Below are 24637 nucleotides of genomic sequence, written 5' to 3' on the forward strand. Positions count from 1 at the left end.
ACTAAAATGAAAAAAGATGAATGCAGACAATTTGATCCAACAAAGTAAAGACAACAAAGAAGAATTTTGGAAAGAACAAGCCCAGGCAATTAGCTGGTATACTTTTCCAAAAACGATAACATCACCAGACGAAAATAATTACAACCAATGGTTTGCAGATGGCGAGCTCAACATGTGTTATTTGTGTATTGACAAGCACATTGAGGACGGTTTCGGAGACCAGATTGCCATTATCTACGACTCGCCAGTAACCAACCAGAAGAAAACTTACACCTTCTCGGAAGCCAAAGAAGAGATTTCAAAACTTGCAGGTGGACTTCAATCTCTTGGTTTAAAACAAGGTGATACCGCGATTATTTATATGCCGATGATTCCACAAACAATGTTCGCAATGCTGGCTTGCGCAAGAATTGGCGTAATACACAATGTTGTTTTTGGAGGATTTGCACCGCAAGAATTGGTTGTTAGAATTGATGATTGCAAACCAAAAGTTTTAATAACAGCAACTGCAGGCGTGGAAATCGCAAAGCGAATCCCGTATCTTCCTTTGGTTGAAAAAGCCATCGAACTTGCGCAAGATAAAGTTGACAACATCATTGTCTACAACCGAAATCTTGTCGAAAATAAAAACGAATATTTTGAAGGAACCATCGATTATCAAGATTTAATTTCAAAATCACAAGCTGCTGATTGCGTTTCGGTAAAATCCACGCATCCTTTGTATTTGCTTTATACTTCGGGCACAACTGGAAAACCGAAAGGAATTGTTCGTGATACAGGCGGATATGCGACGGCACTCAAATTTTCGATGAAATATATTTATGGTATTGACGCAGGCGAAACGTTTTGGGCAGCTTCGGATTTTGGTTGGGCAGTTGGTCACAGTTATAGCGTTTATGCTCCTTTAATTAACCGAAATGCTACAGTAATCTTTGAAGGAAAACCTGTCATGACGCCAGATGCAGGAACATTTTGGCGTGTGATTCAAGATTATAAAGTTTCAATAATGTTTACGGCACCGACTGCGATTAGAGCTATTAAAAAAGAAGACCCGAACGGCGAATTGGTAAAGAAATATGATTTATCAAGTTTAAAAAAACAATTCCTCGCTGGCGAACGTTGCGACGTTGCAACTCTGGATTGGTTTGACCAACATATCGGCGTGCCAGCCATCGACCATTGGTGGCAAACAGAATCTGGATCTCCAATGTTGGGATTAATGACAGGTTTTGACGATTATAAAATTAAGAGAGCTTCGGCAGGAAAACCAATTCCTGGTTATGACATCAGAATTTTTGATGAAAATGGTTACGAACTCGATGCCCATCACGAAGGTTATTTAGCAATAAAACTTCCGCTTCCTCCAGGTGCTTTGCTTGGCGTTTGGAAGGATTTTGACAGATTCCAAAATAGTTATTTGTCGCAGTTTGAGGGTTATTATTTCTCTGGCGATGGTGCTATTGTGGACGAAGATGGCTACGTATTTATTACTGGACGTGTAGACGACGTCATTAATGTTGCTGGACATCGATTGTCAACTTCCGAAATGGAAGAAGTCGTGTCGTCGCATCCTGATGTTGCAGAATGTGCGGTTGTTGGTATTGATGACGATCTGAAAGGTCAAATTCCTTTTGCTTCGGTTGTTATTAAAAATGGTTCCGAAATATCTGACGAGCAAGTTGAAAAAGAAGTTATCCAAAAAGTCCGTGAAAAAATTGGCGCCGTTGCAAGTCTTAAAAATGTGATGGTTGTTAAAAGATTACCCAAAACCCGCTCTGGAAAAACCCTTAGAAAATTAATTCGTACTATATTAGACGGTAAAGAATTCCAGATTCCATCGACGATTGACGACGAAACAATTATTGATGAACTTATCGAAAAAATTAAAATTTATAAAAAATAAAATCCTCATTGTATATGAATAATTATCAAATAAAAAACCTTCCCGAGTATTTTAAACAATACAAAAAGTCCATCAAGAATCCAAAAAAATTCTGGGACAAAATCGCTGACGAAAATTTCGTTTGGTACCAACGTTGGAGCAAAGTTGTAGAATTTGACATGGAAGAAGCCAATATTAAATGGTTTAAAAATGCAAAACTCAACATCACCAAAAATTGTCTCGATCGTCACCTAGAATCTCGTGGCGAAAAAACAGCCATCATTTGGGAACCAAACGACCCTAAGGAAGAAGCGCAGCACATTAGCTATCGCGACTTACACGAACGCGTTTGCAAAATGGCAAATGTGCTTGAAGAAATGGGTGTACAACGTGGCGATCGCGTTTGCATCTATCTTCCTATGATTCCAGAATTGGCGGTTGCGATGTTGGCTTGTGCTAAAATGGGCGCTGTACATTCGGTGATTTTTGCAGGATTTTCTGCATCAGCAATTGCATCACGAGCTAACGATTGTGGCGCAAAAGTCATTATTTGTTCTGACGGAAGCTATCGTGGTAATAAAGCTTTAGACCTAAAATCAATTGTTGACGAGGCATTAAATTCTTGCGAAACTGTAGAAAAAGTGATGGTCGTAAAACGTACCAACGGGGCAGTTAATATGAAAGAAGGTCGTGACTTTTGGATGGACGACTATTTATCAAAAGCATCATCCGATTACGTTACAAAAATCATGGATGCCGAAGATCCTTTATTTATTCTTTATACATCAGGTTCTACAGGGAAACCAAAAGGCATGTTGCATACTTGCGCAGGTTATATGGTTTATTCTGGCTACACTTTTAAAAATGTTTTTGATTATCAAGAAAATGATATCTACTGGTGTACGGCGGACATTGGCTGGATTACTGGACATTCCTACCTTTTGTATGGTCCATTAATTAACGGTGCGACAACGGTTATTTTTGAAGGTGTACCAACTTATCCAGAACCTGACCGTTTTTGGGAGGTTATTGACAAACACAAAGTGACGCAATTCTATACGGCGCCAACTGCTATTCGCTCTTTAGCAAAAGAAAGTGTAGAATGGGTGGACAAACATGATTTATCGAGTTTAAAAGTTATCGGGTCGGTTGGAGAACCTATTAACGATGAAGCTTGGCATTGGTTTAACGATCATGTTGGACAGAAAAAATGTCCAATTGTTGACACTTGGTGGCAAACAGAAACAGGCGGAATTTTAATTTCTCCGCTTCCTTTTGTAACACCAACCAAACCAACTTATGCAACGCTTCCACTTCCTGGCGTACAACCAGTTTTAATGGATGACAAGCGAAACGAAATTACAGGAAATCAAGTTACAGGAAATCTCTGCATTCGTTTCCCGTGGCCAGGCATTGCAAGAAGTATTTGGGGCGATCATCAACGTTATAAGGAAACCTACTTCACGGCTTTCCCAGGAAAATATTTTACTGGTGATGGTGCTTTGCGCGACGAAGTTGGCTATTACAGAATTACAGGTCGTGTGGACGATGTTATTATCGTTTCGGGACACAATCTTGGGACGGCTCCTATTGAGGATAGCATCAACCAACATCCTGCAGTTGCCGAATCTGCGATTGTTGGTTATCCGCATGACATCAAAGGAAATGCACTTTATGGTTATGTAATTTTGAAAGAATCTGGAGAAGGCAGAGACCGCGAAAATCTTAAAAAAGAAATCAACCAGTTAATTTCTGACCAAATTGGACCAATCGCAAAATTGGACAAAATACAATTTGTATCTGCGCTTCCAAAAACACGATCTGGAAAAATTATGCGTCGTATTTTAAGAAAAATTGCGGAAGGTGATTTCAGCAATTTCGGGGATACATCGACATTATTAAATCCTGAAATCGTGGAAGAAATTAAGAACGAAAAAATTTAACACTCTTTAAGTTTGTAGTTGTTCGGTTTTTGATAATCTAAAAATATAACACCAATAAAAATTCAAATTATGGCAAGTATTATCATAGGATTATTTAATAATCATAGCAACTACAAAACGCTAGAAAGCGATTTAGAAAATGCAGGCATCGACGGATCACAGTACATCGTATACCTCAATAACAGTAGCGACGAGCATTTTTTGGCGAGTGTACAAATTAGAGATGACGCACATGCATATTCGGTTTCTGAAATTTTTAATAAAAATGATGTTAACAAAACCTATCTGTTTAACAATATGACGATTCAGGAAGCTAGCAATTATGAGGATCTCAAAAAAAGAATTGAGGTTCTTGCAGCAGCACAAATTTCAAATACGCCAGATATTAACATCAAAGAAACTGACAGCGGTATCGATTCGCAAGTCAAATTTTAAAACCAATAAAAAAGTCCAAAGCGAATAACTTTGGACTTTTATTTTTACTAAACTAAAAAAATTAACCTCTTAGTTCTGCATTATATTCTTTTTGGAAGGATTTAATCAATGAATTCATCACTTCCGAAATATCTTTATCTTCCAACGTTTTTTCTTCGTTAAGAAGTTCAAAACTCATGGCATAAGATTTTTTACCTTCTGGCAAATTTTTCCCTTCGTAAACGTCGAACAAGTTGATTTCTCTTAAGAAAGGCGATTTGTTCTTTTTCGCCAATTCGTACAATCCTGCATAAGTCACCGACTTGTCAACCAACATCGCTAAATCTCTTCTAATCTTGTTAAACTTCGGAATATCTACAAATTTAAAATTCCCTGTATTTCTTAAAGATTGACAATTTCCCAATTCGATTTCTGCGTAGAAAGCATCTTGATCCATGTCTGCATCTTTAAGTAAAGCTGGCGCTACTTTTCCTAATCTCACCAAAGTTTTGTCACCCGAAACAATTTCTAAAGCATCCGAAAAACGTGCATCTTCCAAAGCTTTTTCTGTTGTTTTGATATTTAATTTATCAAGAAGAATTTTAACATAAGCTTTCAACATAAAGAAATCTGTAGCACTTTTTGGTTGCAACCAGTTTTCGGAAACGTTTCTTCCCGATGTTAAAATCGCCAATTGTTTTCTTTCTTCATATTTTTCGAATTTGTGATAAATTTTCCCTAATTCAAAAAACTTAATATCTGGATTCTTACGATTAATGTTATAAGCCGCATTTTGTAAAAGTCCTTCTAACAAAGATTTTCTCATTGTCGAAAGTTCATTACTTAGCGGATTAAGAAGCTTAACAGCGTTGGTTTCGTCTTTAACAGAAGTCAAAGAGTTGTTCATTACTTCGTTAAAACCTTGACTTTGCAAAGTTCTTGCCCAAGCGTTTTCTAAAGCATCTTGATCATCCAAATTCAAACTAACCGTTGTGAAAGACGTTTTCTTCGGCGCTTCAATTTTGTTATAACCGTAAATACGCAAGATTTCTTCGATAACGTCAATTTCTCGCGTTACATCCGCACGATACGCAGGAACAGACAATTCTAGTCCATTTGTGATTTCGTTAAGAACCGTAATTTCTAAAGATTTAAGAATCTCTTTTATTTTTTCGCGGTGAATTTTAACACCTAAAATTTGATCAACTTTAGAGTAACGAAGTACCACATAGAAAGGTTCAATCTTCGTGGGATAAGATTCTAAAATTTCGCCAACCAATTTACCACCAGCAATTTCCTCCAACATTTTAACAGCTTTTGTCAAAACTGTTTTTGTATTATTAGGATCAACACCTCTCTCAAATCTGAAAGATGAGTCAGTATTAAGTCCGTGCGCTTTAGAAGCTTTTCTCACCGCAACCGGATTGAAGTAAGCACTTTCTAAAAATATCTTAGTCGTAGAATCCGAAACACCACTTTCTTCACCGCCAAAAACGCCAGCAATACACATTGGATTTTGGTTTCCGTCTTTAATCATGATTTCGGTGCCCTTTAATTTTCGCTCTACACCATCCAAAGTTTTGAAAACCGTTCCTTCTGGTGACGTCCCAACAATCACTTTGTGCCCAGCAATTTTATCAGCATCAAAAGCGTGCAAAGGCTGACCATAGCTGTGCAAAATATAATTGGTAATATCCACAACATTATTAATCGGCGCAAGACCAATCGCTTTCAATCGATCTTTAAGCCAAGATGGCGACTCTTCAACTTTAAGTCCTTCAACAACAGCACCAAGATAACGTGGCGTCAATTCTGTATTTTCGATATCGATTTGGAAATCGTGAGAACCTTCTGAAGTCAAAGCTACAGTCGATAATTTCTCTAACTCTGACGGAAAAGCATTGGACGACAAATAAGCGTGTAAATCTCTTGCAACACCATAATGCGACATTCCATCGGTACGGTTTGGCGTTAAACCAACTTCGTAAACCTCATCATTAATTAACTCAAAATACTTTGCGAAATTCTCTCCTACTTTATATTTAGCTTCATCCAAAACCATGATGCCGCCGTGATCGTCTGACAAACCAAGTTCGTCCTCAGCACAGATCATTCCTTCCGAAACTTCGCCACGGATTTTTGCTTTTTTAATTTCGAAAAAATTTCCAGTTTTATCATAGATTTTTGTTCCTACAACCGCAACAGGAACTATTTGTCCAGCAGCAACATTGGGCGCACCACAAACGATGTCAAGGATTTTTCCGTTACCTACATCAACTGTTGTTTTGCTCAACTTGTCCGCATTAGGATGTTTTTCACAAGTCAAAACTTTCCCTACAATGATGCCTTCGAGATTTCCTTTAACGCTTTCGTACTTGTCGATAACTTCTATCTCCAGACCAATATCTGTAAGAAACTGACCGATTTTTTCCGTAGTCAAATTGGTTTTAATATAATCTTTAAGCCAATTATTTGAAATTTTCATTATTCTGAATTTGAATTTTTAGAAGGCTGATATTTTAAGATTTGATTTAATAAAAACTCAAAAACGCTTCTGTAATAAAATCTTATTTTAAACAAAATTTGAGACCTGAATTTTTCAAATCTCAAATTGTTATTTTCTGTTTTTTAAACTTTATAATCCGATAACCGGCATGGATAACATCAAGATGTTTTCGTTGTCTTCGAGTCCATCAATTGGCTCGATGATACCTGGACGATTCGGCTGAGACATTTTGAAAGTGATATCGTCAGCACCCAAAACAGATAACATTTCTGTTAAAAACTTAGAACTGAAACCTATATTAATATCTTCTCCGTTATAATCGCAAGGGATTTGCATATCCGCTTTGTTCGCAAATTCTGTATCCTCTGCATGCAAGTGAAGAACGTTGCCCGAAAGCTTGAATCTCACTTGGTTTGTAGATTTGTTCGACATAATCGATGCTCTACGGATAGAACTTAACAACAAGTTTCTGTTAATCGTCAAGACATTTGGATTTTCTTTCGGAATAACCGCGTTGTAGTTAGGATATTTCCCGTCAATCAAACGACAGATCCAAATATTATTACCAAACGTGAACTTCGCCATGTTTTCGTTAAACTCAATAACAACTTCATCAACAGAATTGTTCAAGATGTTTTTGAAAATCGCCAACGGTTTTTTCGGCATGATGAATTCCATTGGTTCTGCATTTGCAAGATCTGTTCGCTTGTAAACCACCAATCTATGAGAATCCGTTGACACGAAGTTGGTTTCGTTTTCTGCAAATTGGAACAAAACGCCCGTCATAACTGGACGAAGTGAGTCGTTACTTGTCGCAAACAACGTATTGCTCAACGCATCTGCCAAAACGCCACCTGGCATAACCACTTTTTGAGAAGCGTCAAACTCTGGCAATTCTGGATAATCTTCTGCATTGTCAAGTGCAACAGAGAAGTTATCTTTCTCATCCAAAATTTCTAAAACGCTACCGTTACCTTCTGGTGCATCCTTAACGACTAATGTCAATGGTTGTTCGCCATAAGTCTTTAAGAAATCTTGGAAGATTTTGGCAGGAACCGCCATTTTTCCAGCATCGTCAGACATTACCTCGATAGAAGTTATCAAAGTTGTTTCTCCGTCGGAAGCTGTAATTCTTAAATTATTTTGATCTAATTCAAAAAGGTAATTTTCCAAAATTGGTCTGGATTGCGAACCAGAAATCACACCACTAACTGTCTGTAAGGCTTTTTGCAATTCGCCACTGGCAACAATAAATCTCATAAAAGCTAATTATTTCGATTCACAAAGATAAAAAATTATGGCAAATTGGCGGTCTGATTTGTAATTAATTACCAAGAGTGAGTTTAAAATTTTATCGAAACATAAAATTAACAAGTCACAAAAGCATCTTTGCTAAATTTTCAATGCCCTTTTGCGCCTATTTTTGATTTTCTATTTTTGATTTAGCCCGCTAAATCTTTACACACGAAACAAAAAATCCATCCAAAATTGATAATAAAAATTTTAGCAATAAAATTTAAACAAACTCTACAATTTTAGGATTTAACTATATTTGTGAAGAATTTTAAGATTTAACAAAAAATAAAATTTTTCTCATGAAAAAACCACCTTTACATAAGAGCTTTTATTACACTTTTAAAGGTCTCTTTTGGTTGTTAAAAAACGAGAGAAATTTCCAAATCCATTGTTTGGGACTTCTTTTTAACCTCATCTTGATTTTCTATTTCAAACTTCAGACTTGGGAAATTATCGCTGTTCTTAGTATCACTTTTGGTGTTATGATTGCTGAAGCGCTTAACACTTGTATTGAGCAAATTTGTGATTTTATCGAACCTAATTTTGACAAACGAATTGGAGTTATAAAAGATATTGCTGGCGCAGCCGTTTTAATCGCTTCTATCCTAGCCGTCGTTGTTGGTATTTTGGTGTACGGGAAATATTTATTTTAGTTGTTGCTTTATGGCAAAGTTAATTCCTAATTCCTAATTCCTAATTCCTAATTCCTAATTCCTAATTCCTAATTCCTAATTCCTAATTCCTAACTTCTAATTTTATTTTTCCCTAGATTTTAAAACATTTTCAACATCGTCAAGTTGAAAACCTTTAGCTTTTAAAAGAATTAAATAATGATACATCAAATCTGCGGCTTCATTTAAAAACAAATCATCGTTGCTATCTTTTGCTTCTATCACCAATTCCACAGCTTCTTCACCAACTTTTTGCGCAACTTTATTGATTGCTTTTTTAAACAATTTATTCGTATAAGATTCCTGGTTATCAAAGTCGATTCGGTCATTGATAGTTTGTTCCAATTCATAAATAAAATCATGATTCGAAACTTCATTAAAACTAGTCACAGATGCCGTATGACACGTCGGTCCAAAAGGTTTTGCTTTTATTAAAATCGTGTCGTTATCACAATCCAAAGCCAGCGATTTTACTTCTAAAAAATTACCTGACTCCTCTCCTTTTGTCCACAATCTATTTTTGGATCGCGAAAAAAATATCACTTTTCCAAGTTCTTGAGTTTTATTAACAGCATCCTCGTTAATATAACCCAACATCCAAACCTGATTATTAAGATAATTCTGAATAATCACCGGAACTAAGCCATCACTAGTTTTATTAAAATCAATGTTCATCGTATTGCTATATTTTGGTGTTTCAAAGAATTTTTAAGTTTAGGGATCGGAATTTCACCAATGTAAAAAAACACTTGCAGCCAATCCGCCACTTGTTTTTGTCTTGTTAAAAACTTCCGCGAAATCTTCCATTTTCCCTGCGCCACCAGAAGCAATAACAGGAATGTTAACACTTTCGGAAACCCGATTTGTAATATCAATTCGGAAACCCGCTTTTGTCCCGTCACCACCCTCGAGGTTAACAGAATTTCGCTAGCACCACTTTTTTCTACTTCCTTTACCCAATCCAAAGTTCCCCAATCGGTTTCCTCTTTCCCACCACTCACAAAGACTTTTTGTGTTACGTTGACATTGCGTGTATCTACCGCAACAACGATACATTGCGAACCAAACTGCGTCGATAAATCAGTAATCAATTGCGGATTTTTTACCGCCGAAGAATTTACCGAAACTTTATCAGCACCTGCATTAATAACCGTCGAAGAATCTTCCACAGAATTAATCCCGCCACCGACAGTAAACGGAATATTAATCGCAGCTGGAATTTTTTTTACCATTTCGGCAAGAGTTTTTCGCTTTTCTAAAGTTGTCGAAATATCCAAAAACATCAATTCATCAGCGCCTTCATCAACATACTTTATCGCCAATTCTACAGGATCGCCAGCATCGCGCAAGCCAACAAAATTGACACCTTTCACCGTTCTCCCATCTTTGATATCAAGACACGGAATGATTCTTTTCTTTAACACATTTTTTGTATTTACAATTATTTGTTTTTAGATCTACGATTTGGAAATTCAGATTTACGATGTTGGATTTTTGATTTACAATTTAATCTCAAATCGCTAAATCTTTAATCGTAAATTAAAAATCGTAAATCATTTATTTTGTTTATTTCTTAAGGTTTTTATTGAACTAACAACAATTGACAAAATTTCATTAAGCTCAAGTTTCAAACCTTTAATCTTAGTTGATTGAAATAAGTTAGATTCCTCTAAAATCTCCAACCAAAAAATAGTCTCGTCAGTTTCCTCTTCAACAATTTTTAGTTTATTAATAAAATCAGCTGTTGATTTTGCTCGACAAGCTGCACGATAATTCGCTCCTACAGAAGTCGCACATCTAACAAGTTGAATAGCAATTACCCTTATAGCAATAGAATTTGGAAATTCATCAATCAAAAGAATCACATCAACCCCAACTTGTTTTGTTCGTTTTTTAATTAATTCTTGCATGTGTCAAATATTTACGATTTTAGATTCATTAATTTACGAATAATTCAATTGCGATCTTGATTTTAAATTGAATTTACAATTCGTAAATCGCTAAATCATCAATCGTAAATCAAAATTCTTACTTTAAAATTTGTATCAATTTTTGATTTTCTTCGGCAGTTCCAACATTTATCCTTAAAGCATTCGGAATTGTGGGAAAACGTTTGCTACACAATATTTTCGCTTGAATTAAATTGTCGTAAAAAGCTTCACAGTTTTCGACTTCAACCAAGAAAAAATTAGCATCTGAATCGTAAACTTTTTTAATACTTGAAGAATTTTCAAAAGCTTGCTTCAAAATACTTTTCTGAACCAAAACTTCTTGTAAACGACTTTTGTATTCATCGACTTTTTCCAGTTCTTGAAGTGCCATTTTCATGATGACTTCACTGATATTATAAGGCGCTTTTGTTTTGTTAATTAAAGAAATAATAAACTCCGAAGACAACGCCATCCCAATTCGCAAACCTGCTAAAGCACGAGCTTTTGAAAGGGATTGTAAAACAATTAGGTTTTCAAATTCATTTAACTTTTCTAAAATCGATGTTTGATTTGAAAACTCAATGTAAGCTTCATCAACAACGACAATTCCATCAAAGTTTTTAATATAAAATTCTAAATCGTCAATTGAATTTCCTGTTTGATTGTTGGGCGAACACAAGAACAAAACTTTCGCACTTGACTCTTTAGCTTTATTTAAATATTCTTCTTTTTGCAATTGAAAATTAGTATCTAAATCAAGTGTGACAATCTTGTTTTCATTAATTGTTGCATAGAAACTATACATCGCAAAAGATGGATTCATCACAACAATTGCATCCTTTTTTGGATCACAAAAAATTTTAATAATAAGGTCAATCATCTCATCACTTCCATTTCCTAGAGCAATTTGTGAACTTGGTACATTTTTAATCTCGGAAAGTTTTTGCTTTAATTTTTTCTGAGTCGAATCTGGATAACGATTAAAAGTCCCAAACGGATTTTCGTTAGCATCCAAAAGCGTGTAATCGCCGTCTGACAAAGTATCTCTAAAACTAATATAAGGTTGAAGCGCAAGAATATTTGGTCGAACAAATTTTTGTATCGGATTTTCCACTTTTTAAGATTTATTTGTTTTGATTGATTTGATTTAATCGATGTGTCACAGCATTTTTATGCGCAAAAAGTCCTTCTGCTTCTGCCATGATTTGGATGGTTTTTCCAAGGTTCTGAATACCTTGTTTTGTAATATTTTGAAAAGTAATTTTCTTTAAAAAAGAATCTAAAGAAACGCCAGAATAACTTCTAGCAAATGAATTGGTTGGCAAAGTATGATTCATTCCAGAAGCATAATCGCCAGCACTTTCGCAAGAATAATTTCCTAAAAAAACCGAACCTGTATTAACAATTTTAGAACTCCAATTCTCTGGATTTTCTACAGCTAAAATCAAATGCTTTGGCGCATAAAGATTGGAGATTTCAAAAGCTTCGGATAAATTTTCGACCAAAATAAATTGACTATTTTCAACGGCTTTTTCTGCCAAATCTTTGCGAGTTAAATTCTGCATCTGCGATTTTAACTCGTTTAAAGTTTCTTCAAAAACCCGTTCGTTGTCAGAAATAAAAACAACTTGACTATCGGCGCCGTGTTCTGCTTGCGATAACAAATCTGCCGCACAAAAACTCAGGAATCGTTTGTTTATCAGCGATTACCAAAACTTCGCTCGGACCTGCAGGCATATCAATCGCAACACCAAATTCGGTCGCCATTTCTTTCGCAGCAGTTGCACACTGATTTCCGGGACCAAAAATTTTATAAACTTGAGGAATTGTTTCTGTCCCAAAAGTCATCGCAGCAATCGCTTGCGAACCAGAAATGACGTGAATATCAGCTTTAATGTTATTCTCGTCCAGAAAGCGAAGAAGCGTATTCGTATAAGAGGTTGCAATTTTTTTTGAATTAAAATAAGACAAATCATCTGTATCAATATCTTTTGGAACCGCCATTGATACACGACATTTCGAAAATCCTAGATGTTCGACAACGTCAATTTTCTTAGACGTTTGGATCAAAAGATTTTCGCCAACTATCGCGACATCTACGACGCCATCTTCGAGATATTGCGGAATATCGGAGTTGCGCAAATAGAAAATCTCCAATGGAAAATTGTCTACGAAAACCTTCAGTTGGTGTTTACCGTCATTGTAAAAAATGCTGCAGTCGCGCAAAAGCTTGATGGAATCTTCGTAAAGTCGTCCGCTTTTTTGAATGGCAATTTTTAGTTTACTCATTTTATTTTTGAATTAAAGTCTGAGTAAATCGCGGATTCTGCCGATTAAAAATAAAAAATCCCGTTCGATTTACTCAAACGGGATTTTGATATTTTTTGTCAACTACATATCATTATCAGCTTGCCTGAGTGCAAGTATGATGATAATAATGATGTAATTGATTGTTATACATTTCTGTTATTTTGATGAAACAAGTTTAGAAATAATTTTTAACCGAAAAAAATATTTTTCTAAAAATTTCCTAATATAATTTATTGTTTGATAAATTTAGTTGTAGCTTCGGTAGTTTTAGTTTTAATCTTAATTAAATACAAACCAGATTTCCAAGCTTTAACATCGATCGGCATTGCAGAATTTGATTGATAAAATAAATTTCCGCTTCCATCGAAAATTGAAATTTGTTCTACATCTTTTATGCCTTTCATATTGATAAAGTCAGAACTTGGATTTGGATAAACTTGAATCATATTTTTATCAATTTCGGAAGTTGCCAGATTGTCAAGATTTTGGATTTTTACATTATCCACTTTGAAACCCGATTTATAGTTATCGAACTCAAAATCAAACTCTTTAATCGAGTTAATTTGAGAATTAAAAGTCGAAGTTGTAATCTTAACATTGTCAATATAATATTCAATCTTTTTCGTAGTAAAATCGATATTTACTTTTAGGTTATACCATTTTTTAGCTTGCCAAGTTTTGGTAACAATTGTCGTGTCATTGCCAACTTCTAAAGTAGCATCATAACTATAATAAAATCCTCCCAGACGCTCGTATTCATCAACATCCATACTGTATAGCGACAACATATCGTAATCAGCAGAATTGAGATTATCCAGATAAATATCTGCCGAAATTGACATTCTATTATAAGCCGGTGCGTCATGGAAAATGCCGCCCCAATTCTCTTCTTGGGTTTCATCTGCGATAACAGCAACCGAGTTTGCGCCGTCCGTTGCAATCGTATTAACAACTTGCGAATGAGTCTCATCAACGTAACCCCAATTGCTCCAAGCTTTTTGTCCATGGAAGTTTCCAAGGTTAAAGCCTTCCGAAGTTTCAAAAGAGATTTTGGTTTCTTGTGCAGAAATAGTATTGCTAAACAACAATATCGAAAGTGTAGAAATAAGTAATTTTTTATTCATATTAATAGTTAAAGGGCTGCAAAAATAAATAAAGTTTTCAAACAGACTCAAAAATTTTAATATTCTTACATAAGTCATATTTCTAATTATTAATAATAAATTAAAATGCTTAATTTTGTGCTTTCTTAAAAAATTATGGAAAGTATAAAAGTTCACGACAAATCTTTTGTCCCTTATCTAAAGCACGAAGAAATCTTAACAATCGTCGATAGAATGGCGAAAGAAGTCTATGAAGAATACAAAGACGAACGTCCAGTTTTCATCGGGGTTTTAAGCGGTGTTATTCAGTTTTTCTCTGATTTTATCAAAGCTTATCCTGGCGAGTGCGAACTTGGTTTTATCAAGATGAGTTCTTATGTTGGGACAGAATCTTCGGGGATTGTCTTCAAAGAGATGGAGCTAACAAAAGACATCAAAGACCGTCACATCATCTTGATGGAAGACATTGTGGATACTGGTAATACAATCGAAAATCTTTTCACTTATTTTAAAGAAACACAACGTCCAAAATCGATTAAAGTAGCATCTTTGTTACTAAAACCGGATGTTTACAAAAAAGAATTCAAGATCGATTATGTTGGGAAAGAAATACCTAACAAATTTGTTTTAGGCTACGGATTGGATTATGATGAGTTGGGAAGAAACCTAAAGGATCTTTATCAACTAGAAGACGGAAGTATCAACCATTAAATTTCTATACGGTCTCGCATCGTATTCCAAATAAATCTAAATAAGAAATGATTAACTTAGTATTATTCGGCCCTCCGGGAAGCGGAAAAGGAACGCAAGCGCAACATTTGATTGAAAAATTTAATCTAAAACAAGTTTCGACTGGCGACCTTTTCAGATTCAATATCAAAAATGAAACAGAACTAGGAAAACTTGCAAAGTCTTATATCGACAAAGGCGAGTTAGTACCAGACCAAGTGACCATTGATATGTTGGTGGACGAACTAAGAAAACCGTCTGACGCTGCTGGCTACATCTTTGATGGTTTCCCAAGAACAGCAAAACAAACGGAAGCTTTAGAACAAATTGTAAAAGAAGAACTAAATGCTGACATTACGATTTGTCTTGCCCTAGTTGTTGAAGACGAAACGCTTGTGCAACGTCTTTTGAAAAGAGGCGAAACAAGTGGAAGAACTGACGACAGCAACGAAGAAATTATCCGTAACCGCATCAAAGAATATTATGCGAAAACGGCAGAAGTTGCAGAACTATACAAACAGCAAGGCAAATATGTAGAGGTTAATGGTATTGGAGAAATATCAGAAATCGCTGAAAAACTTTTTGCTGAAGTTGAAAAAATTACAAAGTAATTTTTAAGTTATGAGTTATAAATTATGAGTTAGGTTTGTACTTATTTCTAAATTCATAACTCATAATTTATCATATATAATTAAAAAAGAGAACAAATGTCCAATTTTGTAGATTACGTTAAAATTCATTGTACATCAGGTCATGGAGGTGCAGGTTCTGCCCACCTTCGTCGTGAAAAATACATTCCGAAAGGTGGTCCTGACGGTGGCGATGGTGGTCGTGGTGGCGATATCATCATGAGAGGTAACTGTCACGAATGGACGCTTCTTCCGCTTCGTTACACACGTCACGTGAAAGCTGGTCGTGGTGAAAACGGTGCTAAAAATCAGTTAACTGGTGCAGCTGGCGAAGATATCTACATCAACGTCCCAATCGGTACGATTGCTAAAAATGAGGAAGGCGAAATCCTAGGCGAAATCCTAGAAGATGGTCAAGAAATCATCATTATGAAAGGTGGTAAAGGTGGACTTGGTAACGAACATTTCAAATCATCTACCAACCAAACGCCGAGATACGCACAACCTGGACTTCCAGGCGAAGAAGGTTTTGTTATTTTCGAACTAAAAATCCTTGCGGATGTTGGTCTTGTTGGTTTTCCAAATGCTGGTAAATCGACGCTTCTAGCTTCAGTTTCTGCGGCTAAACCAAAAATCGCGAACTACGCATTTACAACGCTTACACCTAACTTAGGAATTGTCGATTACAGAAATTACAAATCTTTTGTAATGGCAGATATTCCGGGTATTATCGAAGGTGCAGCGGAAGGAAAAGGTCTTGGTCACCGCTTCCTACGTCATATCGAGCGTAACTCTATCCTACTCTTTTTAATTCCTGCAGATTCTGAAAATCATTATAAAGAATTTGAGATTTTAGAAAACGAATTGAAAGAATATAATCCCGAACTTTTGGATAAAGAATATATTATTTCGGTTTCGAAAGCAGATTTGTTGGATGACGAATTAAAAGCTGAAATCTCAGCAGAATTCCCAGAAGGCAAAAAGCCAATCTTCTTCTCAGGTGTTACTGGTGAAGGATTGATGGAGCTGAAAGACGCTATCTGGAAAAAACTACACGGATAACAAACGCGATATTTCATTGTAATTATTTTCTTTAACTTTAAACTTTATCGACAGTAGACCTAAAATAAAAATCAATTTTCCAAGTCGATTTAGGTTATCGATTTAAATAATTTTTTGGAACGAAAATTGAAACCTCTTTTCAAAATAAAAGTTATGAAATATCTATTAAGTCTTTTCGCATTTGTGGTTTTAATGTCTTGTCAGACTCAAAAAAGCACATCAAATTATTCTAAAATAGAATACGAAACGACACCTTGCTTTGGTTTTTGTTCTGTTTTTAAATTGACAATTAATCATGATAGAACGGCAGTTTTCGAAGCTGAACGTTTTAATTTTGGAGAAGGACATTCTAAAGATGATTTTTCAAAACCAAAAGAAGGTACTTTTAAAACAACTATCAAGGCCGAAGATTACTCAAAATTAGTTACAATGCTTGACAGTCTTAATGCAAAAAGCCTTAATGATAAGTATGGAAATCACAATATTTCGGATTTACCAACAAGTTTTCTTCGACTTAATTATAAAGATGGTTCATCAAAAAACATTGAAGATTATGGTAAAAATGGAACTAAAGAACTAGCCGAAGTTTATAAATTTATAGCCGATCTTAGAAAAAATCAAGATTGGAAAAAAGTAGAATAAGTCTTTATTTTATTTAACTTAACTTTGCACAATCAGATTCCTTCACCGTGAAGGAATTTCTTTTTTTTAAAATTAAATATTTTCATTTGAATTTCACAGACCTCAACCTTATAGAACCCATCATTAAAGCTGTTCAAAAAATAGGATACGAAACGCCAACCCCGATTCAGGAAAAAGCGATTCCGACCATTCTTAAAGGACAAGACTTTTTGGGTTGCGCCCAAACGGGAACAGGAAAAACCGCAGCTTTTGCGATTCCAATTTTACAAAATTTAATGTCTAGGTATTCGCCTACCAACAAAAAAATAAAAGCACTAATCCTAACGCCAACGCGAGAATTAGCCATCCAAATTGAAGAAAACTTCAAAGATTATGGTAGTGATTTACCATTAAAATCTTTAGTAATTTTTGGTGGTGTTAAACAAGGCGCCCAAGAAGCTAGCCTTAGAAAAGGTGTCGATGTACTTATCGCAACGCCCGGTCGATTGCTAGATTTCATCAACCAAAGAATCATCAGTCTAAAAGATTTAGAGATTTTTGTATTGGATGAAGCGGACAGAATGTTGGACATGGGATTTGTTCACGATGTTAAAAAAGTTATCAAACTTATCCCTCAAAAAAGACAAACGCTTTTCTTCTCAGCAACGATGCCTAAAGAGATTAGCGCACTTGCCAACAGCATTCTTCACAATCCTGTTAAAGTTGAAGTAACGCCAGTTTCGTCAACGGCAGATACCATTCAGCAGAGTGTATTTTTGGTAGAGAAAAACGATAAATTAGATCTTTTAATTCACATTTTAAAGGATCAAAAAATTGATCAACTTTTGGTATTTGCGAGAACCAAACATGGGGCGGACAAAATTGCAAGAAGTCTTCACAAAGCGAAAATCTCTGCAGAAGCCATCCACGGCAACAAATCCCAAAACCAAAGACAAAATGCGCTTAACAATTTTAAATCGAAAAAAACGCGTGTTCTTGTAGCGACAGACATTGCTGCTCGTGGTATTGACATTGACGAACTAAAATATGTTTTAAACTTCGAATTGTCCGACGTTTCCGAAACTTATGTACACAGAATTGGTCGTACAGGACGTGCGGGTAATGAAGGAACTTCTTTCTCTTTTGTTGATGGATTGGATCTTGTTAACCTACGAAACACCGAAAAATTAATCGGTAAAAAAATTCCTGTGGAAAAAGATCATCCTTACCACACAGATAATTTAGTGGAGCAAAAGCGCGATAGCAATAACAAACCAATGGCTGCTAGATCGCAACGACCGTCCAACACACAAGAAAAACAAAAAGCCGCGAAAAAGAATTATTACAAAAAAAGTTCTAGACAAGGCAACAGATAACAAAAAAACGTCATAAGCAATTAACTTATGACGTTTTATTTTTTGGTTTAAACTTAAATTTTAAAATTCGAAACCGAGTTTTATTTTGTTGATCACGGGATTGGCATAATGGCTCAAAAAATGTGTTTTAATCGCCACATCTTTAGCATCAATACTCCAAGACATTCTTCTGTTAAACAAGTCTTTTTCTTCCTGATTATAATATTTTGCGAAATCATCACTTTCTTTCAAAAGATCCAAAGCAATAAAATTATTCGGGAATAAATGATAATTACCGATAATCGCTTTATCAATCGACTCTGCAAGCAACTGGATCTTCTGGTTATTGTTTTCGGCATTCGATTTAATAACCTCCAACGTATCATTAAGAACGTCTCCAAAATGAATATGGATTCGTTTTTTTTGTCCTAAAACACCCGCCATTACATTTTCGAAATCCTCGTTTTTAGACTTAACAACAACTTCTGATTTTTGCGCTTGAATCGCCTTATAAGTTTTCAATTTATCCGTTGGATCATATTCATACGAAATGCTTACGGGCACGATGTTTAAGCTTTTAAAATACTCGCAAACTTCGTCTTTTCCGTTGGTCATCGCAATCATCTTAAGAACGCCCGGATGCGTCATATCGTTACCATCTTTGGTACGACCTTCGCGTTGTGCAATCCAGACCGACTGATGTTGCTTTAGGATTAAATCTTTGATGTAATCGGACATTAGTTGACTACTCTTTAAGAGTTCGCGTGCCGATACATCACGCTTCACCAAAAAGTTACGGTTCAACTTTGCTAAGACCATAAAGATATCGCGCTGTACCAAATTATCACCAATAGCAGAAGCCGTTAACTGAAAGCCATTCTCGAGTAAAGCCAAATTGATTAAACTCGTATCCAGAACGATATCGCGGTGATTTGAGATAAAAAGATATGTTTTATTTTTATCTAAATTTTCTAAACCCGAAACGGTTAATCCTTCCGAAGATTGCTTCAAAATAGTGCGAATACAATGGCTAATCACTTTATCTTGAAAATCTTCGATACTATCAATTGATGCTAAAATTTCTGCAATGTCGTCCTCCGATTTATTGGGAAACGTGAATTGCAACAAAGCCAGCATCATCGGATGTTTTGCCATAGATTGCAATGCCGGTTGTACCTCTTCTTTATTATAAAATCGAATTGAATCTAAAAAAGAATCCATAATTATTTAATTCCAAATATTTTTAATGCGTTCTCGGTGGTCGCTTTGTTAATTTCTTTAAATGAAAGTCCATAAATGTCTACCAACTTCCCAGCAACCAATTCTACATAAGAACTTTCGTTGCGCTTCCCACGATGCGGAACGGGCGCAAGATAAGGCGAATCTGTTTCTAAAACTATTTTATCCAACGGAATTTCGTTAAGGAATTGATCAATTTTTCCGTTTTTAAAAGTTACAACACCACCAATCCCCAATATAAAGCCTAAATCTATAGCGCGTTTGGCTTGGTCTAAATCTCCTGAAAAACAATGGAAAATCCCACGAAGTTTTGGATGTTTTTTACGGTCGAGAACCTCGAAAGTTTCGTCAAAACTTTCACGAGTATGGATCACAATTGGCCAATCTTTTTCTATCGCGCAATCGATTTGTTGTTCAAAAGCTTTTACTTGAATGTCCAAAGTTGATTTGTCCCAATAAAGATCAATTCCGATTTCTCCAATGGCAACATAATCTCTTTGGTCGATATAGTTTTTTACAATCTCGAGTTCTTTTTCCCAAGATTCTGGTTGTACCGAACAAGGATGAAGTCCCATCATTGCAAACATTTGGTTGGGATAATCGGCTTCTAAAGTGAGCATTTTTTCATGCGTTTCGGAATCGATAGCTGGTAACATAAACTTTTCTACGCCTTTGTCTAAAGCACGCTGAATCATCTCTGTTCTATCGTCATCGAATTGTTCTGAATATAAATGCGTATGTGTATCAATCATTTTTTGGTTGTTGTTGGTTCGCAGTTGTCAGTATTTGGTTTAATTGTTAGTTGTCAGTTGTCGGTTATTGGATTTTTGTGTATTTAAAAATCGTAATTCTTATTTCGTAATTCATAAATCCTAATTCATAAATCCTAATTCATAAATCCTAATTTGTAAATCTTAATTCGTAATTCACGAATATTAACTCTTGAATCCAAACTCTCTAATTATCCGAAATCCGCAGCCCGACTTGAACGGAGCTCTTTTTACAAAGCGTTGCGACGCAAAAAAGCGAGAGTGGAAGGCGGAAATAGCTGCCCTAAAAATCTAAATCTGAGAAAATCGGATGTTTAACTTTTTGACGTTGCGTATTGATTTTCTGTTTTAAACTTTCTAAAAACTTTTGATGTTTTGGCCCTTCTTCATCAGAAGATTTATGTTGAAGCGCAGATTGGATTTTACTGTTTTCGTTAATGAAAATTTTGGTTTCGTCATCGAAAAATGCGTTTCCAAATTTCTCCCAAACATACTGAACCGCTTGCGTATTCGGGTGCAACATATCGTCTTTGTAAAAGCGATAATCGCGCAAATCGTCCATCAATATTTCATAAATCGGAAGATAATGACAGTTGCTATAATTCGGGATGACATCGTGGATTGCAGTCAATAATTTCGCTTTGCTAAGGCTATTTTCTGTCATGCCATCTTTGGTGTGACGAACAGGGGACAAGCTGAACAAAATCTGCACATTGTCAGGACAAATATCCTTAATACACTCGATGCTTTCTGCAATATTTTGACGAAGCTCGTCATTGGAAAGCAATCTTTTATTAAAGAATTTTTGCGGAATCTTATGACAATTGGCAGCGATTTTATTCTTTGGTAAAAACTCATAAATAAATGCGCTACCGTAAGTGACAATCACCCATTTTGAAGTTTGCAAAAAGTCGTTGGCAGATTGAAGTTTTGAGTTGATTTGTTCCAAAGTTTTGTGCGCATAACGCGAGTCAAAAGACGAATGATGATCGAGACTCATGAACAAATCGTTGGCTAAAATAAGATCTGCTTCGGTGTAATCTTTCCCTGCATAAATCTTCTGAAATGCTTTATTAATCGCAAACGGATTGAACAAAGTCCCAAACGGATTGTGAAAAGTTTTGAGCTGTCCATCCGCTAATTTGGAACTAATTTCGGAGGCGAAACATGAACCTATCGAAAATATAGAATCTTCGATTTGGATTTTTTCTTCAACGACATTAATGTCAACTTCTGTTCTGAAAATCATGATTTACTTTTCTCTTTTTAATAGATATTCTGCAAGTTCCAAAAGCGGTTTTTTATTCTCCGCAGGAACATCGATTTTATTTAAATATTCTAAAGCAATTTCGCTGTGTTGATGTACCAAACGAAGGACTTTCTCTTCAACCTTTGTCATACGGAAAATCTTTTCGACACCGTAGATTTTGTCAACATTATCAGTTTTTTTGGTGTACCAATAATCTAATTCTTTACGCTCTTCCTCATTAGCATTTTGTAAAGCGGTTAGATATAGAATTGTTTTTTTATTTTCGTAGATGTCACCAGCATGTTTTTTACCAACTGCAGCCTGATCACCATACACATCTAAATAATCATCCATAATCTGGAATGCGATGCCTAAATGTTTTCCGAAGTTGTAAATAGACTCTGCATCGTCGTCACTCGCACCAGCGATAAGCGCACCAATCTGCAACGAGGCAGCACTAAGAGAACCTGTTTTGTAAGTAATCATCTTGATGTAATCGTCATGACTAACATCGTTCATACTTTCAAAATTAACATCGTATTGTTGCCCTTCGCAAACAACAATCCCGGTATCTGTAAATATTTTAAGACATTTTTTAAAAAGAACAGGTTCTAAATCTAAAAAATATTGATAAGCTTTAAACAACAAATTATCGCCTGACAAAATTCCGATATTAAGACCATAAAGCGTATGTATTGTCGCCTTATTACGACGAAGTGGTGCCTCGTCCATAATGTCGTCATGTATCAACGTGAAGTTATGAAAATACTCAATCGCCAAAGCTGGCTTAATCGCATCTTCTAACTTACCACCAAAAAGATCACACGCCATAAGAACCATAATAGGTCTCATACGCTTGCCACCGTGTGACATAATGTAATTCATTGGGGCATAAAGTTCTTCTGGTTTGTCCAAGAAGACATGCTTTTCAACGGCTTCAGAAACGATATTTTGGTATTTATCTAAAAAACTCATAGTCGTATTTAATTTGACACAAAAATACAATTTTAAAACGGTTTAAGTCAATCAAAAGTATTATGAAAAACGATTAAAAACAAAAAACTTTGCCCTCAAGAGAAGACAAAGTTTGTATTTTAATTTAAAGTTTAAAAAAACTTAAAATGCGATAACAATAAGATATGTAACCCCTGCAACAAGCGCACTAATCGGGATTGTAAGAATCCAAGCCCAAAGTAAGCTAACAGTAACACCCCATCTAACTGCAGAAATACGTTTTGTTAAACCTACACCGATGATAGATCCTGTAACTGTATGCGTTGTTGATACCGGAATACCAAAGTGATCTGTGATAAATAAGGTAATCGCACCAGCAGTCTCAGCAGATACACCTTCTAAAGGCGTCACCTTTGTAATACGTGTACCCATTGTTTTGATAATCTTCCAGCCACCACTCATAGTTCCTAATGCGATTGCTAAGAAAGATACCAAAGGCACCCAAATATAATGTTCTGTAAAGAAGTTAAATCTTTCGGCAGCATCCATTAATGCATATTGATCTTGCAACATATTAACGTGGTAATAGATAACCGCTGCTCCAATAATACCCATTACTTTTTGAGCATCGTTAAGACCATGACCAAGACTGAATAAAGCTGAAGAAACCAACTGCATTTTCTTAAACTGTCTTTCGGCTTTATGAGGATTTGATCTTTTATAAAGTTGAATAATGATTAACGTGATAATAATCGAAATAATCATACCGATTAACGGCGCCATGAATATGAACAAGAAAATAGGAATAACGACTTTAAATTTAACAACATCTTGTGTAAAGAGTTGCTTAAAAGCTTGTCCCAAAGTTTCGAAAAACCCAAGATCTGGATGCGCTACACTTATAGCATGATAATCCAAATACAAAGCATGCATCAACGCAGCACCGATAAATCCACCAATCAAAGTATGTGACGATGATGACGGAATACCAAACCACCATGTTAAAAGATTCCAAGCAATTGCAGCGATAAGACCTGCAAATATCACTTCGAGATTAATATAGTTTTCGTTGACGGTTTTCGCAATCGTGTTACCAATCTTGAATTCGCCAATGACGTAAGCAGCAATAAAAAAGGCTGCGAAGTTCCAAACGGCAGCCCATAAAACTGCTTGGAACGGTGTTAAAACTTTGGTTGAAACGATGGTTGCAATCGAGTTAGCTGCATCGTGAAAACCGTTGATATAGTCAAATATTAATGCTAACGCAATAATAACAATTAGTAAAATTGGAAAATCCATTCTTTTTTATTTTGATAGTTGAACAGACTTAAGCGTATTTAATAACAATACTTTCCATGATGTTAGCAACATCTTCTGCCTTGTCAGTTACTACTTCTAGATAATCAAGAATCGATTTTTGTTTGATGATAAGGATCGCGTCGTTAGTTTCGAATAACTTAACTGTTGCTTGGCTTAATACATCATCTGCAATGTTCTCGTAAGAGTTAATCTTGATACAAGATTCTTTAACCTCGTTAGGATTTTTGAAATCTTTAAGATTTTCGATAGCTTTTTTAAGCTCTACACAAGATTTATAAATTAACAATGAAAACTCAGAATACACTTTGTTCTCAGGTGTTTTGTAAAGGTAGATGTATTTTGCCGAAGCGTAAATGTAATCTGCAATATCATCAAGACCAGCAGCTAATTGGCTGATATCTTCTCTGTCAAATGGTGTAATAAAATTTTCTCCTAATTGTACAAAAACCTCATGCGTCAAGTCATCCATTTTGTGCTCATAATCACTCATTTGGTTAAGCATAGACTCATCATTAACATCAAACTCTAGCAATCCTTCGTGAAAAGTTTTCGACATATCGATTAATGTGTCTGCAATTCTTTCGAAAAGGTCAAAGAAAATCTTGTCTTTTGGCTGGAATGCTCTGAAAATATTACCAATTCCCATTTTATAT

General features: G+C 35.5%; 21 protein-coding genes and 2 pseudogenes. 9 read left to right on the forward strand and 14 right to left on the reverse strand.

Annotated elements, in window-relative coordinates; all coding sequences use genetic code 11:
• Positions 1–16: 16 nt before the first annotated feature.
• From AC23MB_RS04745 to AC23MB_RS04755, 3 genes are all read left to right on the forward strand, one after another.
• Positions 17–1903, forward strand: coding sequence for an AMP-binding protein (locus tag AC23MB_RS04745; protein ID WP_487786650.1), 1887 nt, complete (start codon positions 17–19; stop codon positions 1901–1903).
• Positions 1904–1917: 14 nt separating this feature from the next.
• Entirely contained in the window at positions 1918–3825 is a 1908-nt protein-coding gene (gene acs / locus AC23MB_RS04750) for an acetate--CoA ligase (protein ID WP_313027801.1), read from the forward strand.
• A gap of 69 nt (positions 3826–3894) precedes the next feature.
• Positions 3895–4260: a hypothetical protein gene (locus tag AC23MB_RS04755; protein WP_487786651.1), complete on the forward strand. Its 366-nt coding sequence runs from the start codon at positions 3895–3897 to the stop codon at positions 4258–4260.
• A gap of 61 nt (positions 4261–4321) precedes the next feature.
• Here AC23MB_RS04755 and pheT read toward each other — a convergent pair whose 3' ends face one another.
• Positions 4322–6724, reverse strand: coding sequence for a phenylalanine--tRNA ligase subunit beta (pheT, locus tag AC23MB_RS04760; protein WP_419310925.1), 2403 nt, complete (start codon positions 6722–6724; stop codon positions 4322–4324).
• A 150-nt stretch (positions 6725–6874) separates the two neighbouring features.
• Positions 6875–8005, reverse strand: a complete 1131-nt coding sequence (dnaN, locus tag AC23MB_RS04765; RefSeq protein ID WP_079666257.1) for a DNA polymerase III subunit beta — start codon at positions 8003–8005, stop codon at positions 6875–6877.
• Positions 8006–8340: 335 nt separating this feature from the next.
• On the opposite strand from dnaN, the gene AC23MB_RS04770 reads away from it, so the two are divergent.
• A complete protein-coding gene (locus AC23MB_RS04770; RefSeq protein ID WP_374330948.1) occupies positions 8341–8694 on the forward strand; it encodes a diacylglycerol kinase family protein in 354 nt (117 codons plus the stop codon).
• A gap of 102 nt (positions 8695–8796) precedes the next feature.
• Here the strand turns inward: AC23MB_RS04770 and hisIE are convergent, their stop codons facing one another.
• From hisIE to AC23MB_RS04800, 6 genes and pseudogenes are all read right to left on the reverse strand, one after another.
• Positions 8797–9387 carry a bifunctional phosphoribosyl-AMP cyclohydrolase/phosphoribosyl-ATP diphosphatase HisIE gene (gene hisIE, locus AC23MB_RS04775; RefSeq protein WP_374330950.1) on the reverse strand — a complete coding sequence of 197 codons (591 nt, stop codon included), beginning with the start codon at positions 9385–9387 and terminating at the stop codon, positions 8797–8799.
• A pseudogene (gene hisF, locus AC23MB_RS04780) lies at positions 9384–10136 on the reverse strand (imidazole glycerol phosphate synthase subunit HisF). The gene hisIE and the pseudogene hisF overlap by 4 nt, the downstream one beginning before the upstream one ends.
• Positions 10137–10265: 129 nt before the next feature.
• Positions 10266–10622 carry a four helix bundle protein gene (locus AC23MB_RS04785; protein ID WP_374330952.1) on the reverse strand — a complete coding sequence of 119 codons (357 nt, stop codon included), beginning with the start codon at positions 10620–10622 and terminating at the stop codon, positions 10266–10268.
• 118 nt (positions 10623–10740) lie between these two features.
• Complete coding sequence (gene hisC / locus AC23MB_RS04790; protein WP_312322386.1) at positions 10741–11757, reverse strand: histidinol-phosphate transaminase; 1017 nt, start codon at positions 11755–11757, stop codon at positions 10741–10743.
• Between the two features lie 10 nt (positions 11758–11767).
• Positions 11768–12932: pseudogene (gene hisD, locus AC23MB_RS04795) on the reverse strand (histidinol dehydrogenase).
• Between the two features lie 251 nt (positions 12933–13183).
• Positions 13184–14077 (reverse strand): T9SS type A sorting domain-containing protein, encoded by an 894-nt coding sequence (locus AC23MB_RS04800; RefSeq protein ID WP_374330954.1) that lies wholly within the window; start codon positions 14075–14077, stop codon positions 13184–13186.
• 135 nt (positions 14078–14212) lie between these two features.
• On the opposite strand from AC23MB_RS04800, the gene AC23MB_RS04805 reads away from it, so the two are divergent.
• The 5 genes from AC23MB_RS04805 to AC23MB_RS04825 all read left to right on the forward strand — a co-directional run bounded on the left by AC23MB_RS04805 (position 14213) and on the right by AC23MB_RS04825 (position 18473).
• Positions 14213–14767, forward strand: a complete 555-nt coding sequence (locus AC23MB_RS04805) for a phosphoribosyltransferase (RefSeq protein WP_079666245.1) — start codon at positions 14213–14215, stop codon at positions 14765–14767.
• A 47-nt stretch (positions 14768–14814) separates the two neighbouring features.
• Positions 14815–15396: an adenylate kinase gene (locus AC23MB_RS04810; protein WP_079666244.1), complete on the forward strand. Its 582-nt coding sequence runs from the start codon at positions 14815–14817 to the stop codon at positions 15394–15396.
• A 96-nt stretch (positions 15397–15492) separates the two neighbouring features.
• A complete protein-coding gene (gene obgE, locus AC23MB_RS04815; protein ID WP_312322435.1) occupies positions 15493–16476 on the forward strand; it encodes a GTPase ObgE in 984 nt (327 codons plus the stop codon).
• Between the two features lie 153 nt (positions 16477–16629).
• Positions 16630–17118: a DUF6438 domain-containing protein gene (locus AC23MB_RS04820; protein WP_312322434.1), complete on the forward strand. Its 489-nt coding sequence runs from the start codon at positions 16630–16632 to the stop codon at positions 17116–17118.
• Positions 17119–17204: 86 nt separating this feature from the next.
• Positions 17205–18473: a DEAD/DEAH box helicase gene (locus AC23MB_RS04825; protein ID WP_487786652.1), complete on the forward strand. Its 1269-nt coding sequence runs from the start codon at positions 17205–17207 to the stop codon at positions 18471–18473.
• 60 nt (positions 18474–18533) lie between these two features.
• Here the strand turns inward: AC23MB_RS04825 and AC23MB_RS04830 are convergent, their stop codons facing one another.
• The 6 genes from AC23MB_RS04830 to AC23MB_RS04855 all read right to left on the reverse strand — a co-directional run bounded on the left by AC23MB_RS04830 (position 18534) and on the right by AC23MB_RS04855 (position 24630).
• Complete coding sequence (locus tag AC23MB_RS04830) at positions 18534–19673, reverse strand: 1-acyl-sn-glycerol-3-phosphate acyltransferase (protein ID WP_487786653.1); 1140 nt, start codon at positions 19671–19673, stop codon at positions 18534–18536.
• 2 nt (positions 19674–19675) lie between these two features.
• Positions 19676–20443, reverse strand: a complete 768-nt coding sequence (locus AC23MB_RS04835) for a TatD family hydrolase (protein WP_313027770.1) — start codon at positions 20441–20443, stop codon at positions 19676–19678.
• Between the two features lie 301 nt (positions 20444–20744).
• The gene (locus tag AC23MB_RS04840) at positions 20745–21710 is read right to left on the reverse strand and encodes a GSCFA domain-containing protein (RefSeq protein WP_313027767.1); all 966 of its coding nucleotides are present in this window, start codon (positions 21708–21710) and stop codon (positions 20745–20747) included.
• A 3-nt stretch (positions 21711–21713) separates the two neighbouring features.
• Positions 21714–22685, reverse strand: coding sequence for a polyprenyl synthetase family protein (locus tag AC23MB_RS04845; protein ID WP_313027763.1), 972 nt, complete (start codon positions 22683–22685; stop codon positions 21714–21716).
• Positions 22686–22826: 141 nt separating this feature from the next.
• On the reverse strand, positions 22827–23963 hold the full coding sequence (locus tag AC23MB_RS04850) for an inorganic phosphate transporter (protein ID WP_312322427.1): 1137 nt from the start codon (positions 23961–23963) through the stop codon (positions 22827–22829).
• 28 nt (positions 23964–23991) lie between these two features.
• The gene (locus tag AC23MB_RS04855; RefSeq protein WP_079666235.1) at positions 23992–24630 is read right to left on the reverse strand and encodes a DUF47 domain-containing protein; all 639 of its coding nucleotides are present in this window, start codon (positions 24628–24630) and stop codon (positions 23992–23994) included.
• Positions 24631–24637: the final 7 nt, after the last annotated feature.

It is taken from the genome of Soonwooa sp. T0.1_25 (genome assembly GCF_057652215.1).

Bases quoted from the DNA above. Each gene is read 5' to 3' on its own strand.
- obgE (WP_312322435.1), top strand. From the start codon at position 15,493: ATGTCCAATTTTGTAGATTACGTTAAAATTCATTGTACATCAGGTCAT.
- acs (WP_313027801.1), top strand. From the start codon at position 1,918: ATGAATAATTATCAAATAAAAAACCTTCCCGAGTATTTTAAACAATAC.
- AC23MB_RS04840 (WP_313027767.1), bottom strand. From the start codon at position 21,710: ATGATTTTCAGAACAGAAGTTGACATTAATGTCGTTGAAGAAAAAATC.
- AC23MB_RS04755 (WP_487786651.1), top strand. From the start codon at position 3,895: ATGGCAAGTATTATCATAGGATTATTTAATAATCATAGCAACTACAAA.
- AC23MB_RS04770 (WP_374330948.1), top strand. From the start codon at position 8,341: ATGAAAAAACCACCTTTACATAAGAGCTTTTATTACACTTTTAAAGGT.
- dnaN (WP_079666257.1), bottom strand. From the start codon at position 8,005: ATGAGATTTATTGTTGCCAGTGGCGAATTGCAAAAAGCCTTACAGACA.
- hisIE (WP_374330950.1), bottom strand. From the start codon at position 9,387: ATGAACATTGATTTTAATAAAACTAGTGATGGCTTAGTTCCGGTGATT.
- AC23MB_RS04830 (WP_487786653.1), bottom strand. From the start codon at position 19,673: ATGGATTCTTTTTTAGATTCAATTCGATTTTATAATAAAGAAGAGGTA.
- AC23MB_RS04850 (WP_312322427.1), bottom strand. From the start codon at position 23,963: ATGGATTTTCCAATTTTACTAATTGTTATTATTGCGTTAGCATTAATA.
- AC23MB_RS04845 (WP_313027763.1), bottom strand. From the start codon at position 22,685: ATGAGTTTTTTAGATAAATACCAAAATATCGTTTCTGAAGCCGTTGAA.
- AC23MB_RS04820 (WP_312322434.1), top strand. From the start codon at position 16,630: ATGAAATATCTATTAAGTCTTTTCGCATTTGTGGTTTTAATGTCTTGT.
- AC23MB_RS04855 (WP_079666235.1), bottom strand. From the start codon at position 24,630: ATGGGAATTGGTAATATTTTCAGAGCATTCCAGCCAAAAGACAAGATT.
- pheT (WP_419310925.1), bottom strand. From the start codon at position 6,724: ATGAAAATTTCAAATAATTGGCTTAAAGATTATATTAAAACCAATTTG.
- AC23MB_RS04800 (WP_374330954.1), bottom strand. From the start codon at position 14,077: ATGAATAAAAAATTACTTATTTCTACACTTTCGATATTGTTGTTTAGC.
- AC23MB_RS04785 (WP_374330952.1), bottom strand. From the start codon at position 10,622: ATGCAAGAATTAATTAAAAAACGAACAAAACAAGTTGGGGTTGATGTG.
- AC23MB_RS04805 (WP_079666245.1), top strand. From the start codon at position 14,213: ATGGAAAGTATAAAAGTTCACGACAAATCTTTTGTCCCTTATCTAAAG.
- AC23MB_RS04835 (WP_313027770.1), bottom strand. From the start codon at position 20,443: ATGATTGATACACATACGCATTTATATTCAGAACAATTCGATGACGAT.
- AC23MB_RS04745 (WP_487786650.1), top strand. From the start codon at position 17: ATGAATGCAGACAATTTGATCCAACAAAGTAAAGACAACAAAGAAGAA.
- AC23MB_RS04810 (WP_079666244.1), top strand. From the start codon at position 14,815: ATGATTAACTTAGTATTATTCGGCCCTCCGGGAAGCGGAAAAGGAACG.